The organism is endosymbiont of Lamellibrachia barhami (assembly GCF_011947365.2).
GTDB lineage: Bacteria > Pseudomonadota > Gammaproteobacteria > Chromatiales > Chromatiaceae > QGON01.
This window is the reverse complement of sequence record NZ_JAAVSH020000001.1, coordinates 983,778-1,000,213: the sequence shown is the minus strand read 5'-3', so window position 1 is coordinate 1,000,213 and position 16,436 is coordinate 983,778. Positions and strand designations below refer to the sequence as shown.

Genomic DNA, 16,436 nt, shown 5'->3' with positions numbered 1-16,436 from the left:
GGTCTCGACCGGGTGTGCAGGATGGGAATCCGGTCAGCTCCTGTTAAATTAGGTATCTATGTTGTCAAAGGGCGTACTTTACGTTGTTGCCACCCCAATCGGCAATCTCGAAGATTTTTCTGTGCGTGCCGTCAGGGTATTGGAGACGGTGGATCTTATTGCGGCGGAGGACACAAGGCACACCCGTCCCCTGCTCAGACACTACGGCATTTCTACTCAAATGGTGGCCCTGCACGAACATAATGAACGGGAGGTGATGGGGCGATTGCTGCGACAACTGGAGGAGGGGCAATCTCTCGCGCTGGTCTCAGATGCGGGTACGCCGCTGATCAGTGACCCCGGTTTTCCGCTGGTGAGGGAGGCGGGTCGCATGGGTATCCGGGTAGTGCCTGTGCCTGGGGTCAGCGCGGCGATATGCGCGCTCTCCGTGGCGGGTCTGCCCACAGACCGCTTCCTCTTTGTCGGGTTTCCGCCCCGGCAATCAGCCTCCCGTCAACGCTGGCTTCAGGATCTGGCCGCCGAGAGCGCCACCCTGGTGTTCTATGAATCGAGCCACAGGATACTCTCCGCCCTCAAGGATATGGCCGAGGTATTTGGTGCAGCGCGGGAGTCAGTGGTGGCCCGCGAGTTGACCAAGGTGCATGAGACCCTGTTACGCGGGAGACTCGATGAGCTGATCGAAATCGTCGCCGAAGATCCCAATCAGCAGAAGGGCGAGTTTGTTGTCCTGGTGCAGGGGGCAGGGAGAGAGCAGTCTGATCAGAAGACCGTGGAAACCGAACAGGTACTCAAGGTGCTGCTGGATGAACTGCCGTTAAAGCAGGCCGCTGCACTGGCGGCGAAGATAACCGGTGAGAAAAAGAACGCCCTCTACCAACAGGCGCTGGCCTGGAAACGGGATTCTTAAAGCAGAAGGGCCGTTGCCGGCCCTTCCGTTCGCCTAGTGGCTCACCTCGATCCGCTTCGGCGATGTAACAGGTATCTTGGGGATGATGACCTCGAGTACACCATTGTTACCGGTGGCTTTAATGCCTTCCGGGTCGGTGTGATCCGGGAGTGTAAAACGGCGATAGAAGACACCGCGAGCGCGTTCGACACGCTTGTAGTTCTCTTTCTCCTCCGTCTTCTCGAATTTTCGTTCGCCCCGGATACTCAGAACACCATTTTCCATGGTGACTTCGATATCCTCCGGCGCCACACCCGGGATATCCGCATGCAGTACATACCGATCATCCTCTTCCTTGATGTCGACTGCCGGTATCCAGTCCCCGCCAACCACATGGGATATATCATCCCGCTCGCGTGGTGTAAGGGGCCAGTCCGTATCCCGACGCCAATCGTCCATCATCTGCCAGGGATCATATCGTGTGATGTTCATAATGACCTCCTCTTCAGATTTACCCTGTCTCTACTTTAATGATGGGTCTGAAACTGTTTTTTTTCAAGGGTGTGTTGAAGGGGTGTTGTGATTGTATCTGGTTGATTATCATTGATTTTTTTTGGCTGATTCATCTACTGTTTTTGGGTTTTTTTGACGGTTCAGACTTAAATGGGTTTTGGATGCGAATCAGATTGTAAATATAGTATTCAATACTATTCTGTAGCGTTATTCTAAGAGGGTTATTCCAAGGGCGTCCCTGTGATCCCTGCCAAAAAATAAATTGAGGTTCTCATGGATGACCTTTCGCCTTCAGACCTGAAAACAATCCTCCACTCCAAACGAGCGAATCTTTACTACCTCGAACATTGTCGCATTTTGGTCAACGGAGGACGGGTCGAATATGTTACCGATGAGGGCAAACGCTCCCTCTACTGGAACATCCCCATTGCCAACACCACCTCGATTTTGTTGGGCACGGGTACTTCGATTACACAGGCGGCCATGCGTGAGCTGGCAAAAGCCGGTGTGTTGGTGGGCTTCAGTGGCGGAGGAGGAACACCTCTGTTCAGTGGCGTCGAACGAGATACCGACATCATCTGGTTCTCACCGCAAAGTGAATATCGTCCCACCGAATACCTTCAGGCCTGGGTAAAATTCTGGTTCGACGACGAGCGACGTCTTCAAGCGGCAAAGATAATCCAGCGTACCCGCATTGACCGACTCCAAAACCACTAGCTAAAGAATCGCGCGCTGGCGGATAGTGGATTTCTCATTGATCCCGCACGTCTTGAAACACTGCTGAGCGGGACACTCAACAGCATCGAAGAGGCAATAGATGTAACAGCTTTGCTCACCGCAGAGGCCCGGTTAACCAAACAGCTCTTCAAACTTGCTATGCAGACTGTGGGTTATGGAGACTTTGTGCGGGCAAAGAAAGGTACAGGCGCCGATCCGGCCAATCGTTTTCTTGACCACGGTAACTACCTGGCTTACGGATTGGGAGCCACCGCCACCTGCGTTCTTGATTGCCCCACGGATTGGCGGTACTGCATGGTAAGACCAGACGGGGTGGCCTGGTATTCGATGCGGCGGATTTGATCAAAGACGCGGTGATCCTGCCCCAGGCATTTATCTCTGCCATGGCTGGCCATGAAGAGCAGGAGTTTCGCCGGGCTTGTATTGAATCCCTGACACGCAGCGAATCCTTGGATTTCATGATCGATACGCTCAAAGCTGTGGCCGATGAGCTTGGGATCGATTCACCATGAACGTGATGCTCATCTCCCAGTGCAGCAAAAATGCGCTCAAGGAGACCCGGCGCATTCTGGATCAGTTTGCTGAACGGCGCGGTGATCGGAGCTGGCAACGCCATCACCAACCAGACGGTGACCGCACCCTCAGCCGACTCTTGGTGATATTTATCGCACAGATAACCACTGACTTTCTCAGTACCCAACGGCTTGCCGCTGGCCAGGTCGGAACCGGGTCCCTTGGAGAACATCTCCTGATCCGGCGACATGGGTATCTCCATGAACATCCTTTCGCTCGGCATCAACGTGATGATCTGGTGGCTCCCGGGATTGAACAGCACGATGCTCTCGGTCTGCCCCCGGTGCATCATCTCCTCCCGGCGCTTATCACCCTTGATGAAGACCTTGCTGACGTGCCGCTCCTGGCCATCCACCATAACGAAGTCGGCGGTCCATTCCGCAGCCTGGACTGTGTTTAGAGACAGCAGCACGGTGAAAATTGTTGATATCGTAAGCACTAATTTTCTGATCATCATTTCATACTCCTTCCTGTCGATCTGCCGCCCTGCCGGGGACATTGGCAGCTGCTTTTCAGACTACTGGATCACCTTCAAGGCCCGCTTGGCCAAAATCTTCGCACCTCGCGCCAGGATGTAGCGCACCTCGTAATCACCCGGTTTAGTGGGCGCCTTGAGTCGGGCCGGACTGCTCTTGCTGGTATAGGCATAGTTGTCATAACGACTGGGGGGATCGCCTGGCAAAGCCACAGTGAGATAGTCTCCCTGGTAATCCGGCCCCTGCCAGGTGACCTGAAAAACCTCACCTGCCTTTGCGGAAGCTGGAGGAACCACCTTGGCAGAAACGGCATTCACAGTAATCGACGCCTTGGCCAGCAACTTCGTCCCCTTGGCCTGGATATAGCGCACCTCGTACCGACCCGGTTCTGATGGCGCCAATAGTTTTGCCGGTGTCCCTTTGCGGGTGTAGGCATAGTTATCGTAACGACCGGGGACATCGCCAGGCGGGGCCACGGTGATGTAGTCCCCCTGATTGTCCGGACCCGACCAGACAACCTCAAATTCAGCACCCATATCGGCTGATGCTGGCGGCTGCACCAGGGCAGACACCGCCTGGATGGTGATGGGCGCACTGGCAAGCATCTTCGTGCCCTTGGCCTGAATGTAGCGCACCTCGTAATCGCCAGGTTCCGACGGCGCGATCAGTGCAGCGGGGCTGCCCTTACGGGTATAGTCATAGTTATCGTAGCGACCCGCAACATCTTCGGGATTCGCAATGGTGATGTAGTCACCCCCATTGTCCGGTCCCTGCCAGGTCACCTCAAACCTCGCAGCCGCATTGGCGGTTGCGGGTGGCTGAACCTGGGCAGACACCGCCTGGATGGTGATAGGCGCACTGGCGAGCATCTTCGTGCCCCTGGCCTGAATATAGCGCACCTCGTAATCACCTGGTTCCGACGGCGCGATCAGTGTGGCGGGGCTACCCTTACGGGTATAGGCATAGTTATCGTAGCGACCCGCAACATCTTCAGAATTCGCAATGGTGATGTAGTCAGCCCCATTGTCCGGTCCCTGCCAGGTCACCTCAAACCTCGCAGCCACATTGGCGGTTGCGGGTGGCTGAACCTGGGCGGTGACGCTCTTTACTGTAAGGGGTGCCCGGGCCAACACTTGGGTGCCGCGGCTCAGGATGTATCGCACCTCATACTGCCCAGGCTCGGCGGGCGCCCAAAGTTTCGCCGGTGTCCCTTTGCTGGTATAGGCATAGTTATCGTAACGCCCCGCCACATCGCCGACCTTGGCGATGGTGATGTAGTCGCTTCTATAGGCTGGGCCTGACCAGGCCACTTCTATCTCTGCGGCCACGTTGGCGCTCGGCGGCACCTTGACCTCTGCCTGGACCGGCGTCACCTGGATCGCCCTGCGGCCGATAATCCGGCTGCTGTGGGCATGCAGATAGCGCAGTTCATATTCCCCCACCACACCGGGAGCGACCAGTTCCAGAGGATTGCCTCTGCTGGTGTAGGCATAGTCGATAAAGACGGAATCCCTGGGTTCTTTTTTCGCAATCGCCACATAGTCATTGTGGCTGTCCGGCCCCTCCCAGCCGACCTGGAAGGCTGCCCCCACGGGCACCGAGGCGGGTCCCGTCAACCGCGCCTCACCCGGATCCTTCACCACCGGCGGTGGCGGCTCTCTGACCTCATCCAATGTCTTTAACAGGGCATCGCGCAGGGTCTGGGCATCGGACGCAGCGAGAAACAGGCCGCCGGTTCTGTCTGCCATGCAGCGTAACCGCGTCTGCTCCTCTTGGCTGATGTCGAAACCGATGACATGCACCGTGAAGTCGACCCCGCTCATGGCCAGTTCTGCCGCCAGGGCGCAGGGATCGGCATGGCAGGTCTCCAGACCGTCGCTCAACAACACCACGCTGGCACGCTCCTCGGTGTAGCGCAGAGCCTTGGCAGCCTGCCGCACCGACTCACTCAGGGGGGTCTTGCCCTTGGGGCTGATGCCCTGAACCTTCGCATTCATCGCGACCGCATTGTGCGGTCCCACCGGCATCAACATCTCGATGTCTGCACAGTCACCCTTACGCCGGTGGCCATACACCATCAGGCCAGTCTGGAAATCGGTCGGCAACTCGCTGATCAGATCGGCCATTACCTCCTTGGCGATAGTGATCTTGGCCTTGCCCTTGATCTGCCCCCACATGGAGCCGGATGCGTCGAGCACCAATACCATGCGGGCGGATACCACGGACTGAGACTGGCCTGACGGAGATTTCACAACCGGTTTCGATTTGGCTTTTGTCGGCTGCGCCTGGCCGGATGGCGGCTGCACCCGTTTCACCTCAGGGATTGCGGCGGCAGGCTGTTCGATATGGATGCGCAGGCTGCCCTGGCCGCTGGGTACCGTGATCTGCAGTTCGTCGTAGCCCTTGTCGACATCGAAGGTCCACACTTTGGTCTCACCGTTCTTCACTTCGAAGGGCAGATTTTCGCGCGTCTTCGCCTTGTCATTACGCACCAGGATCTTGCCACTGGTGGTATCGCCATCCGGATTGTCGCCAGTCAAGGTGAGGCGTGTTGCGCGATCCGGCGAGAGCCCCTCCCAGGTAGTGACGCCACCCCGATTGTAGAGGTCGCGCACCCGCTTGTCCGGCTGATCCACCACCACGTGGACCAAGCCGCTACTGACCTTGACTACCACCTCGTCCACCTGGAAGGCGTCGCCGAACATATCCCTGTCCTTGTTGAACCCCCGGTCGAAGCTCGATCCCTTATACTCGAGTTTTCGCGGAGTGACGCCGATATTCTCCCGCTGTTTCCCCTGGTGGAAGGGAAGGACGACGATTTCCGCCTCGCTCTTGAGCAGATTGATCACCTGAACCCTGGCCTTTCGAGTCTTGTCCACCCTGACGCGCAACTCTCCACCCGCTTTTACCCGTCGGCCCCAAGGCGCTTTGCCACTGACAGAGCCAGTCACGGCAGAGAGAGTAGCCGGGTCGGGAGCCCGTTTCTTCTGCATGGGGTGTGGTTTCTTCTTAAAATCCCCGGGGATCTGAAACAGGGCGGCGTCCACAGCGCCTGGCTTGAGATTCACCAACTCCACCTGGCGCGGGGGATCACTGTTCAGGCGCAGCTTCAGCGGCACCAGCGACTCATCCGACGTCCACAGGGTCATCAGATCCTGGCCAGCGGAATGGATCAGGGTCTTGCTGCAGTCGAAACCTTGCAGTGTTTCCCGGCCCATGGAGCGGGTCTCATAGCGGGATGCCGATACCCGGGCCGACTGAAAGGGATCATTGATCAGGCTGAACAGGTCATCGGCGGGGAGTTCATAGTAGATTTTCTCAGCGGGAATAACGATTCGTGTGAGGTTAGCTGCCTGGTCGACAACGACATGCACCAGCTTGCCGTCTTCTCTCTTCTGCAGCAGGTAACGGCCCTGCGAAACCTGGATCTTGAAGGTTTCGACCTTGCCGCCGTGGGTCTCCACCACGTCAGCGCTGAAGTCCCCCGCCTGGAGGAGCGGTGCCAGTGCAAACAGCGTCAGAATGTAGAGAAGCCAAGAGAGACACTCTGTGCACCAAACCCGTTTCACGACAACCTCCTCTGCTCAGCAGAGCCGTGTTGCCGGAACAGCAGAGCATGACAGGGAATCCGTTCACCCCTATTTCGAGCATAGAATACTCAATGCGGATTTTCCAGCATGTAGCCCGACAAAAACGCCACTTGAACTCCCCCAAAATACCTACAGATCCAGGAACTTCGCCTTTCGCCTCTATGGTTGAAAGCAATACCGTTACTAAAGCCGCAAATTCACCGGCACGCCATGATACTTCAGCATCATGTCTTCAGAGGTCATGCCACAGGCCAGGCCCACCAACTCAGGCAGAAACAGCACAGGCAACTGGAAGTTCTTACCGGTCTGCGCCAGGGCCTTGGCCTGGGTGCCATCCATGCTCTTGAAGCAGAGCGGACAGGAGGTGACCATCAAGTCCACATCCTTGGTGTGAGCACCCTCCAGCACATTGGAGGTCATCTTCATGTTGAGTTCGTTGTTGGGCCAGGCCAGATGGTAGCCGCAGCAGTCGTCCTTGGTGTCATATTCCACGATCTCTACACCCAAAACTTCCAGGATATCTTCCAGGGAGGTGGGGTTGTCCGCCGACTCGTAACCCTGGATATCCGCCGGATTGCGCGTGTGACAACCGTAGTAGGAGGCGACCCGCAGCCCGGTGAGCGGGTTGGTGACCCGTTCCTTCAACTTCTCCAGACCCACGTCCTGGGCAAAGACCCAGAGGGTGTGGGTGAGCTTGCAGGTGCCTTTGTACTCCAGCCCCTGCTCGGCCAGGATCTCGTTGACCTGGGCGTGTACGGCAGGGTCCTCCTGCATCCGTTTCTTGGCGTTGGAGATCACGTTGTAGCAGGTTGAACAGGGGGTGTAGAGGGGCAGCCCCATCTGTTCTGCATGGGCCATGTTCTTGGCATTCACCGCCAGGGAGGTCAGTTCGGAGCGCTCCTCGATGACGCCAGAGCCGCAGCAGACCGCCTCTTCGATCAGCTCCAGCTCCACGTCGACCTTGGCGAACACATCCTTCAGGATGTCGAAGAAGCGGGCGTCCGCACCCTGGAAGCAGCAGCCGGAATAGAACCCGTAACGTATTTTTTCACTCATGTCTTGTTCTCTCCTTTGACTTCAAGCTCTTTAACCTTGTCATAGATCTTCTGAGTGCTGCTTTGGCCACCCAGAGTACACACTTGGCGTGTGGGCTCGATGCCGTGTTTCTTGAGGTAGTTGTCGGCCGCTTCGATGGCAGCCCAACCTTTGGGTCCGTTGACGATCACCGGCAGCATCGGTTTGTTGACCTGACCATATTTGGCAACATCACCTGTGTATGCCTTGGCGCGGCGTGATCCTGCGGTGTCATGGATGCCGTCATCGATGGACATCTTGCGCATACGCTGGATGGATACGGCTGGACGCGTGTCCTTGGGACAGACGTTGATGCACTTGCGGCACTGGGCGCAGGACCAGAGCCCCTGATCCACAGCCGCCTGCATACGTTCGCCCTTGAAGTCGTCCCGCACATCGGCCGAGAAGCGGTAGGCCTTGCCCAGGGTCAGCGGACCGGCGTAGCTGGGGTCGGCGTCAACCGCGGAGCAGGCGGAGTAACAGGAGCCACAGAGGATACAGTCGGTAATGTAATCGAAGCGTGAATGCTCCTGTTTGGACATGATAGATTCCTGTTCCAACGTCTCTGGAATCCGCTCACGATTTTCCATCAGGTAGGGGTGCATCTTCGACAGTTTTTCGATCACTGGTTCGATATCCACCACTAGGTCACGCAGCACCGGCATGTTCTTCAACGGCTGGATGCTGACGGAATCCTTTTTGAAATCCTCCAGGATCGGTATCAATTGGGTGCTACAGGCCAGCACCGGTTTGCCGTTGACGCGCACGGCGCAGGAGCCGCAGATCTTGGAACGGCAGAAGGCACGGAAGGTCAGTGAGCTGTCCTGGGTGTTCTTGATCAGGCGCAGCGCCTCCAGCACCGTCATGCCGGTCTCCACGTTGACCTTGAAATTATCGAAATAGGCCGATTTGTGTTCGCTTGGCGTAAATCTCTAGATGCGGATATTGGCCAAAATGCTCTTGCGAACGGGTGTGATTTTTTCAATCATGCCGGCAACTCCTTAGTAGGTACGGGCCTTGGGCTCGAATTCGGTGATGGTCACGGGAGTGAAATCCAGCTTGGGACGGCCATCATCACCCAGGGCGGCCATGGTATGAGCGAGCCAGTTTGCGTCATCACGTTCGGGATGATCCTCGCGGGTATGTGCACCCCGTGACTCCTTGCGTTCCAAAGCGCCGACGGCCACCACTTCCGCCAGATCGAGCATGTTTTTCAGCTCCAGCGCTGAGACCAGTTCGGTGTTGAAGGCCTTGGTCTTGTCCTGAATACGCACCGTTTTGAACTGCTCCTGCAGATCCGCCAGCTCGCTGACGGCCGACTCCAGATCCTTGCCATTTCGGTAGACGCCGACCTTTTCCGCCATCAGGTTACCCATGGCGCGACGAATATCCGCAATGGAGGCGCCGCTGTCACCTTCCATCATGGAGGCGATCATCTGTGTGTCCGCCTCTTCATGCCCGGTATCCACGGGTGTAAAGCTGTTGTTGCGGGCGTATTCCAGGGCGTGCTTGCCGGCACGTCTGCCAAAAATCAGGATATCCAGCAGGGAGTTGCCGCCCAACCGGTTGGCGCCGTGCACCGAGACACAGCCCGCCTCGCCGGCGGCGTAGATGCCCTCGATGGAGGTCTGGCCATTGAGATCGGTATGGATGCCGCCCATGGAGTAGTGGGCCGTGGGCTTGATCGGGATGGGCTCCTCGATCGGGTCCACGCCCTCGAACTCGATGCAGAGTTCGCGGATCTGCGGCAGCCGCTCCAGGATACGCTCACGGCCCAGATGGGTAAGGTCGAGGAAGACCTCCCCTTCGGGACCGGCGCGGCCTTCGCGCACTTCGGTTTCACAGGAGCGGGAGACCAAATCGCGGGGACCCAGCTCCATCTTCTCCGGGGCGTAGCGGCTCATGAACCGCTCACCCAGACCATTCAGCAGGTAACCTCCCTCGCCACGGGCACCCTCGGATACCAGGATACCGGTACGGCGCAGGCCGGTGGGGTGGAACTGGATGAATTCCATGTCCTTGATAGGCAGGCCGGCACGGTAAGCAATGGCGGTACCGTCCCCGGTGTTGCCCAATGCGTTGGAGGTGCGCGTCCAGTAGATACGGCCGTGACCACCGGTGGCAAGAATCACCGACTTGGCCTGGATGGTATGCACCCGGCCGGTCTGGGTGTTGATGGCGGTGACACCCTGACAACGCTGGCCGTCATGCATCAGAGAGAGTACCTGCCACTCATTGAGAAAATTCACGCCGTGGCGGATGCCCTGCTCATACAAGGTATGCAACATGACATGGCCGACCTTGTCAGCGGAGAAGCAGGCCCGCGGCTTGGAGGCGCCGCCAAAGGGGCGCTGGGCGATCTTACCTTCATCGGTACGGGAGAAGGGACATCCCCAGTGCTCCATCTCGCGCACCACCATGGGGGCTTCCCGCGTCATGATCTCCGCAGCATCCTGGTCGGCCAGATAGTCGGAACCCTTGACGGTATCGAACCAGTGGTCCTGCCAGGTATCGGTCGGATCCAGATTGGCCAGGGCGGCGTTTACCCCCCCCCTGAGCCGCACCGGTATGCGAACGGGTGGGATAGACCTTGGTCAGTACACCTACCTGCAGATCCTCCTCCATCCGGGATTCGAGCGCGGCGTACAGACCAGCACCCCCGGAACCCACGATCAGAATGTCATATGTCAGCACGAACTACCTCCTAAGCCAGTTTATTTTTTTAGCAATGATTCGAGGAACAAAGTATCCCCCAAGATATCTCGGAACTACACCTGTCACCTGTCACCTGTCACCTGTCACCTGTCACCTGTCACCTGTCACCTGTCACCTGTCGCCTTTAGCCTTTAGCCTTTAGCCTTTAGCCTTTAGCCTCTAACCTATATCCCTTGCCGCTGCAGCCAATACTCAAACACCGCGATATGCCAAAGCTTACTGCCCTGAATACGCGTATGGTGCATTTCGGGTGCGGCCATCAGCATGTCGATGTATTCACGTCTGAAGATGCCTCGCTCACGGGCAACATGGGAATCGAGGATGTCACGCATAAATTCGAGGAAATCCCCCCGCACATATTTCAGCGCAGGCATGGGAAAGTAACCCTTTGGGCGATCGATCACTGAGTCCGGCAGAATCCCCCGCGCCATCGCCTTCAGCGGATATTTGCCCCCCTCCTTCAATTTCAGCTCCGGCGGGCAGCGGGCGGCCAGTTCCACCAACCCCTGATCCAGGAAGGGCACGCGCGCCTCAAGCCCCCAGGCCATGGTCATGTTATCCACCCGCTTCACCGGATCGTCCACGACCAAGGTGGTGGTGTCCAAACGCAGTACAGCATCCATGAAGGTATCAGCATCCGGTTCCGCCAGCAGTTGTGCAATCAGCTTGCGGGTGTGATCCTCGCCGCCAAACTCAGGATGGACCATGTGCAGGAACTCATCGTGGTCGCGGTCGAAATAGTGTTTTGCAAACCGTTCCACCGGCTCGCCCTGGGTCTCCGCCAACATACGGTGGTACCAGAAGTAGCCACCGAACACCTCATCGGCACCCTGCCCCGACTGCACCACCTTAATCTGTTTTGATACCTGTTCTCCCAGCAGAAAAAAGGCCACCGCGTCCTGGCCGAACATCGGTTCCGCCATATTGTCCACAGCTTCCGGCAGACGCTTAAGTACATCGTCGTTGGGAATCAGGTATTTGTGATGACGGGTGTTGTACATCTCCGCCACAGGGTCGGAGTATTCGAACTCGCTTCCTTTCTCTTCCGGCTGATCCTCGAAACCGACCGAAAAGGTGCGCAGATCCGAAACACCGGTCTCCGCCAACAGCGCCACCAACAGGCTTGAGTCCAGCCCACCGGAGAGCAGGACGCCCACAGGCACGTCTGCCACCTCATTGCGTTTGCGCACGGCATAACGCAGCGAATCGTGAATCGCCTCCAGCCATTCACCTTCCGACAAGGGTTTCTCCGGGCGGGTGGCGGGAAAAGACCAGTAACGGCGCACCCTGGGTTCACCCCTTTCGGACAGCACCATGCAGTGGCCAGGCGCCAGTTTGCGAATACCGTTGAAGATCGTATGCGGCGCCGGTACGACGCCATGCAGGGTAAACTGGTGGTGCAGGGCAACAGGGTCGATGGAGGTATCCACGCCGCCAGCGGCAAGCAAGGCCTGGGTATTGGAGGCGAAGCGAAGCCTGTTTTTGGTCAGTGAATAGTAGAAGGGCTTGATGCCCAGCCGATCCCGTGCCAGAAAGAGCTGTTTTTCCCCATAGTCCCAGACCGCAAAGGCGAACATACCCTGCAGATGGTCAACGCAATCCTCACCCCAGGCGTGCCAGGCCTTGAGGATTACCTCGCTGTCGCCAGCGGAGAAAAAGGCATAACCTTTCCCGCGTAACTCTTCGCGCAGTTCCCGGTAGTTATAAATAGTCCCGTTGAAGACCAGCGCCAGACTCAGTGTCGAATCCACCATCGGCTGATTGGCATGTTCCGACAGGTCGATGATGGAGAGACGCCGGTGACCGAATCCAAGCGAACCATCACTATAGCTGCCGCCATGATCCGGTCCCCTTCGCTCCAGCCGGGCCGTCATCCGCTGGATCGCACCCAGATCCGCAGATTCACCATCAAACCGCAACTCACCGCAGATACCACACATAACTGACTACCTGTTATTCCAATCAACTACCCCGCTGCAAGCAGACGGGGTATTAAATCGTAGGAGCGGCGCCTCGCCGCGATTTTCCCATCTACGGAGTTTTCGCGGCGGGGCGCCGCTCCTACGGACGCTTCGCAGCAAGCTGGGGGAAATCAAACCCTTTAAAGAGATTAAACACCCCTCCCCCCGATCAATTACCGCGAACCCCAACCGCCACCACCCGGGGTTTCTATGGTCAGACGCTGCCCCGCTTCCACCTGCAGGCTGACCTTGCCGGGCAAGGGCTCACCATCGAGCAGGTTGCGCCCGGACAGACCGGGACTGCCGCCATCGATCCCCCAGGGCCGGTGGCGACGGCGTTCTGTCAACAGGGAGACCTCTGCCGGGGAGAGAAACTCAAACTCCCTGATCAGACCATCACCACCGGCTCTTCGGCCTGCGCCACCGGAACCCCGGCGTAGCGCATAGCGTATCACCCGCAACGGGAACCGATTCTCCACCACCTCGATAGGCGTGTTAAGGGTATTCGTCATGTGGGTCTGCCGACCACTCAGACCACCTCCGGCACCACCCGCCCCCATGCCGCCGCCGATCGTCTCATAATAGTCCCAGCGGTTGCCCGCCTGGTCGCTGCCCATGGCCAGATTATTCATACTGCCGTGGCTGGCAGCGGGGATATACGCCGGCACTACCTGCGCCAATGCCCCAAGCACTGCATCCACCACCCGGCTGCTGGTTTCCACATTGCCCGCAGCCACGGCTGCGGGACGTCGGGCATTGAGCAGTGAACCCTCAGGGGCCTGCAATTGGATTGGCCGGAAGGTGCCTGCACAGGCTGGGGTTTGTGGCGGCATCAGGCAACGAAAGACGTAATAGACCGCCGCAGCGGCCACTGAGAATGGGCAATTGATGTTGCCCGGCACCTGTTCGGCCGTGCCGCTAAAATCCACTACCACCCGCCCCTTTCGCACCGTCAATTCCACGCAGATCGGGATATCGAGGGTTCCCTGACCGTCGTCATCCATCACATCTTCAAAACGATATTCACCATCCGGCACTATCGAGAGCGCCTCCAACGACAACTTCTCGCCATAGGCATTGAGGGCAGTGAGACCGGACAGATAGGACGCCCGTCCCCACTCATCGATCATCTGCCCAAGACGCAGCAGGCCACAGCGGTTGGCGCTGATCTGGGCGGAAAAATCCCCAGCCGACTCTCCTGGATTACGATTGTGTCCCGACAGCCACTGCAGCTGTTCCCGATCCAGCACACCCTCCCGCATCAGGTGGCAGGGTGGTATGACCCTTCCCTCCTCCTCCAGACTGCTGGAGACCGGCATGGAGCCGGGAGCATTTGCGCCAATATCTGCATGATGCGCACGATTCACCACAAATGCCGTCAATTCGGTCTCAATATAAAGGGGGGCGATAAGGGTGACATCCGGCAGATGAGTGCCGCCGAGGAAGGGGTCGTTCAGTACCACCATATCTCCCGGCCGCCAGGTAATACCGGAAACTATCCCCGCCATGGCGAAGGCCATACTCCCAAGATGCACCGGGATGTGGGCAGCCTGGGCAGAGAGTTCACCCTGCGCATCGAACACTGCACAGGAGAAGTCGAGCCGGTCGCGGATATTGGGCGAAAAAGCGGCATTGCGCAGCATCGCACCCATCTCATCGCAGACGGCCTCCAGGCGAGAGGCAAAGATATTGAGTTCGACAGGATCCATTGGGAGTATTCTACCTGGAAATAGGACACTTGCATCCGCAGCAAAGCACCGATAGAATAGCTGACTGTTTTACTAGGTTATACGTTTCGGGTCGGCTCTCAGCAAATTGACAGCACCAGCCCGGCCACCCAAGCAGATTATATAAAGGAGCCTTGCAGCATGGCACATGAACTTCCCGCTCTCCCTTTCGCCGATACCGCCCTTGAGCCAGTAATCTCCAAGGAGACCCTGGAGTTCCATCACGGCAAACATCACCAGACCTACATCACCAATCTGAACAATCTGGTGCCTGGAACGGAGTTTGAAAACGCCTCTCTCGAAGAGATCATCATGAAATCCGAAGGTGGCATCTTCAACAACGCCGCGCAGATCTGGAACCACACCTTCTACTGGAACTGCCTGCGCAGCCCCGCTGATGACAACGCCCCCAGCGGCGCGCTGGCCGATGCCATCAACAGCACCTTTGGCTCCTTCGATGCGTTCAAAGAGAAGTTTGCCACTGCCGGCGCAACCAACTTCGGTTCCGGCTGGACCTGGCTGGTGCAGAACGAGGACGGCAGCCTGGAGATCTATAATACCTCCAACGCCGGCACCCCGATGACCGCAGGCAAGAAGGCCCTGCTCACCGCCGACGTCTGGGAGCACGCTTACTACATCGACTACCGCAACGCCCGCCCGGCCTATCTGGGCGCGTTCTGGAAGATCGTCAACTGGGATTCCGTTGCTTCCAACATGCGCTAAGAGTCCTCTGAAAGCCCCGGCCGTGAGATTTCGGCCGGGGCTTTTTTTGTGCCCGCCGTTTTTTCGATCATCTGCAATCCCGTCTTCCGGCAGGCATCCAGCAACTGCTCCACAAACCGCTCATCATTCAGCGCTCGCGCCACCGCAACCCCGCCAATCATCATGGCCGACAGCGCCAGTGCAGTCTCCCGTCTCGACCTGCTTTCGCTCGGCAACTGTCTGCTGATCAGCGCCACCAAGCGACGAAAAAACTGCTGGAACTCGCACTCATGTAATCTAGAAACCCATGTATTTCCCGGCCACTGCGGTAACAGTCACCAGAAGACCGAGGATGAGATTGGTGCCGATCAGCCTGCGGATCAGCGCCATCGCCTCACCCGCCTTGGGCAATGCCCCAACCTGTAGAGCCTCGCCCATGCGGCGGTATGGCAACGCATAGATAAAGACGAATATCGCCGCCATCAGGGCGCCGACCACAGTCATAAACCAGACCGAGGTTTTTACCTCGCCATCGAAAACAGAGAACAGCACCCAACTGCCGGTGGCGAGAATCAGCACCGCGAGCCAGACCCAGGGGAAAAGCCGTCGAAACCTTCAGCATCAACGGCAACCGTGCTGCGGCGGTTCAAGCAGTTGCGCTTATAGCGGTCGCGGTCCATACATCGAACTATCATCGCATTAGGTGTCCATACATCGAACTATCAATGCATTAAAATTCACATACATCAAACTATCAATGATTAGTGCAACCACACGTAAACTATCACCGTATTAGGTGTGTAACCATACACGAACTATCAATGCATTAGGTGTAACCATACATCGAACTATCAATGCATTAGGGGTGTAACCATACATCAAACTATCAATGCATTAGTGTAAACTATTAGCGCCAAGACAATTCCCAGCGGAAGACAAAGCGGCGTTGTTCAACATGTCTGAACTGATATATAGAAAACTTGTGTTCCACTCAAACCTTGCATTTCAACGGTGACATTCGTACTAGATAGGGATGCTTGAAAAATGTCCAAGATCTGAAATAAAAATATAAAAATTTGAAATGCAATAAAGTTGAAAGTGTTGTACGAGGAATTTCCAATAAAGGCAAATAAAAGAGATGAGAAGATTTCCACAATATAGATTGAAATGACTTGTTGAAGAACAAGACAGCAACAGAATGCTGGACTTGTTTAAAATATGAGATTGAGGGCATTACTGAGAAATTTGTTCCATTAAGAAAACAAGGGAAAAGGTCCAGGAAGAAACACCTGTCAAAAGAAGCTATTAGACTGATCACGTTGATGCTGTGTTGGGTATAAACACACCCTTGAAATGTAGAAGACTTTCACACCCACAAAGAGGTGAGGAACCTGCTTAACCACAACTGAAATTAGAAAATCTAAAAGAACCTTTTGAAAAATATGCAGGGAGCAATAATAACTGAAATCCAAGTACAACAA

Annotated in this window: 9 protein-coding genes and 5 pseudogenes; 4 read left to right on the top strand and 10 right to left on the bottom strand. The window is 56.7% G+C overall.

Annotation, left to right across the window (positions count from 1 at the left end):
• Positions 1 to 61: 61 nt before the first annotated feature.
• Complete coding sequence (gene rsmI, locus G9Q73_RS04475; protein WP_439654685.1) at positions 62 to 907, top strand: 16S rRNA (cytidine(1402)-2'-O)-methyltransferase; 846 nt, start codon at positions 62 to 64, stop codon at positions 905 to 907.
• A 33-nt stretch (positions 908 to 940) separates the two neighbouring features.
• Here the strand turns inward: rsmI and G9Q73_RS04470 are convergent, their stop codons facing one another.
• Complete coding sequence (locus tag G9Q73_RS04470) at positions 941 to 1,378, bottom strand: Hsp20/alpha crystallin family protein (protein ID WP_177418729.1); 438 nt, start codon at positions 1,376 to 1,378, stop codon at positions 941 to 943.
• 294 nt (positions 1,379 to 1,672) lie between these two features.
• On the opposite strand from G9Q73_RS04470, the pseudogene cas1f reads away from it, so the two are divergent.
• Positions 1,673 to 2,649: pseudogene (gene cas1f / locus G9Q73_RS20670) on the top strand (type I-F CRISPR-associated endonuclease Cas1f).
• A pseudogene (locus G9Q73_RS20340) lies at positions 2,646 to 2,732 on the top strand (hypothetical protein); the annotation flags it as partial. The pseudogenes cas1f and G9Q73_RS20340, both read left to right, overlap by 4 nt.
• A gap of 84 nt (positions 2,733 to 2,816) precedes the next feature.
• Here the strand turns inward: G9Q73_RS20340 and G9Q73_RS20665 are convergent.
• From G9Q73_RS20665 to G9Q73_RS04430, 7 genes and pseudogenes are all read right to left on the bottom strand, one after another.
• Positions 2,817 to 2,999 (bottom strand): annotated as a pseudogene (locus G9Q73_RS20665) (hypothetical protein); the annotation flags it as partial.
• A gap of 228 nt (positions 3,000 to 3,227) precedes the next feature.
• Positions 3,228 to 6,755, bottom strand: coding sequence for a VWA domain-containing protein (locus G9Q73_RS20330; RefSeq protein WP_177418728.1), 3,528 nt, complete (start codon positions 6,753 to 6,755; stop codon positions 3,228 to 3,230).
• A gap of 204 nt (positions 6,756 to 6,959) precedes the next feature.
• Positions 6,960 to 7,832, bottom strand: coding sequence for a CoB--CoM heterodisulfide reductase iron-sulfur subunit B family protein (locus G9Q73_RS04450; RefSeq protein ID WP_177418727.1), 873 nt, complete (start codon positions 7,830 to 7,832; stop codon positions 6,960 to 6,962).
• A pseudogene (locus tag G9Q73_RS04445) lies at positions 7,829 to 8,770 on the bottom strand (succinate dehydrogenase/fumarate reductase iron-sulfur subunit); the annotation flags it as partial. The pseudogene G9Q73_RS04445 and the gene G9Q73_RS04450, both read right to left, overlap by 4 nt.
• An 81-nt stretch (positions 8,771 to 8,851) precedes the next feature.
• Positions 8,852 to 10,544, bottom strand: a pseudogene (gene sdhA / locus G9Q73_RS04440) (succinate dehydrogenase flavoprotein subunit).
• A gap of 185 nt (positions 10,545 to 10,729) precedes the next feature.
• Positions 10,730 to 12,505, bottom strand: a complete 1,776-nt coding sequence (locus G9Q73_RS04435) for an N-acetylglutaminylglutamine amidotransferase (RefSeq protein ID WP_177418726.1) — start codon at positions 12,503 to 12,505, stop codon at positions 10,730 to 10,732.
• A 194-nt stretch (positions 12,506 to 12,699) separates the two neighbouring features.
• Positions 12,700 to 14,235 carry a hydantoinase B/oxoprolinase family protein gene (locus tag G9Q73_RS04430; RefSeq protein ID WP_177418725.1) on the bottom strand — a complete coding sequence of 512 codons (1,536 nt, stop codon included), beginning with the start codon at positions 14,233 to 14,235 and terminating at the stop codon, positions 12,700 to 12,702.
• 159 nt (positions 14,236 to 14,394) lie between these two features.
• Here G9Q73_RS04430 and G9Q73_RS04425 point away from each other — a divergent pair, with 159 nt between their 5' ends.
• Positions 14,395 to 14,976: a superoxide dismutase gene (locus G9Q73_RS04425; protein ID WP_177418724.1), complete on the top strand. Its 582-nt coding sequence runs from the start codon at positions 14,395 to 14,397 to the stop codon at positions 14,974 to 14,976.
• Here the strand turns inward: G9Q73_RS04425 and G9Q73_RS04420 are convergent.
• Positions 14,973 to 15,212, bottom strand: coding sequence for a hypothetical protein (locus tag G9Q73_RS04420; RefSeq protein WP_177418723.1), 240 nt, complete (start codon positions 15,210 to 15,212; stop codon positions 14,973 to 14,975). The two genes, G9Q73_RS04425 and G9Q73_RS04420, sit on opposite strands and share 4 nt — an antisense overlap.
• A 40-nt stretch (positions 15,213 to 15,252) precedes the next feature.
• A complete protein-coding gene (locus G9Q73_RS04415; protein WP_246345006.1) occupies positions 15,253 to 15,534 on the bottom strand; it encodes a hypothetical protein in 282 nt (93 codons plus the stop codon).
• Positions 15,535 to 16,436: the final 902 nt, after the last annotated feature.

Excerpts from the sequence above, each read along its gene's own strand:
- G9Q73_RS04425 (WP_177418724.1), top strand. The coding sequence starts at position 14,395 with ATGGCACATGAACTTCCCGCTCTCCCTTTCGCCGATACCGCCCTTGAG.
- G9Q73_RS04430 (WP_177418725.1), bottom strand. The coding sequence starts at position 14,235 with ATGGATCCTGTCGAACTCAATATCTTTGCCTCTCGCCTGGAGGCCGTC.
- G9Q73_RS04450 (WP_177418727.1), bottom strand. The coding sequence starts at position 7,832 with ATGAGTGAAAAAATACGTTACGGGTTCTATTCCGGCTGCTGCTTCCAG.
- G9Q73_RS04435 (WP_177418726.1), bottom strand. The coding sequence starts at position 12,505 with ATGTGTGGTATCTGCGGTGAGTTGCGGTTTGATGGTGAATCTGCGGAT.
- G9Q73_RS04470 (WP_177418729.1), bottom strand. The coding sequence starts at position 1,378 with ATGAACATCACACGATATGATCCCTGGCAGATGATGGACGATTGGCGT.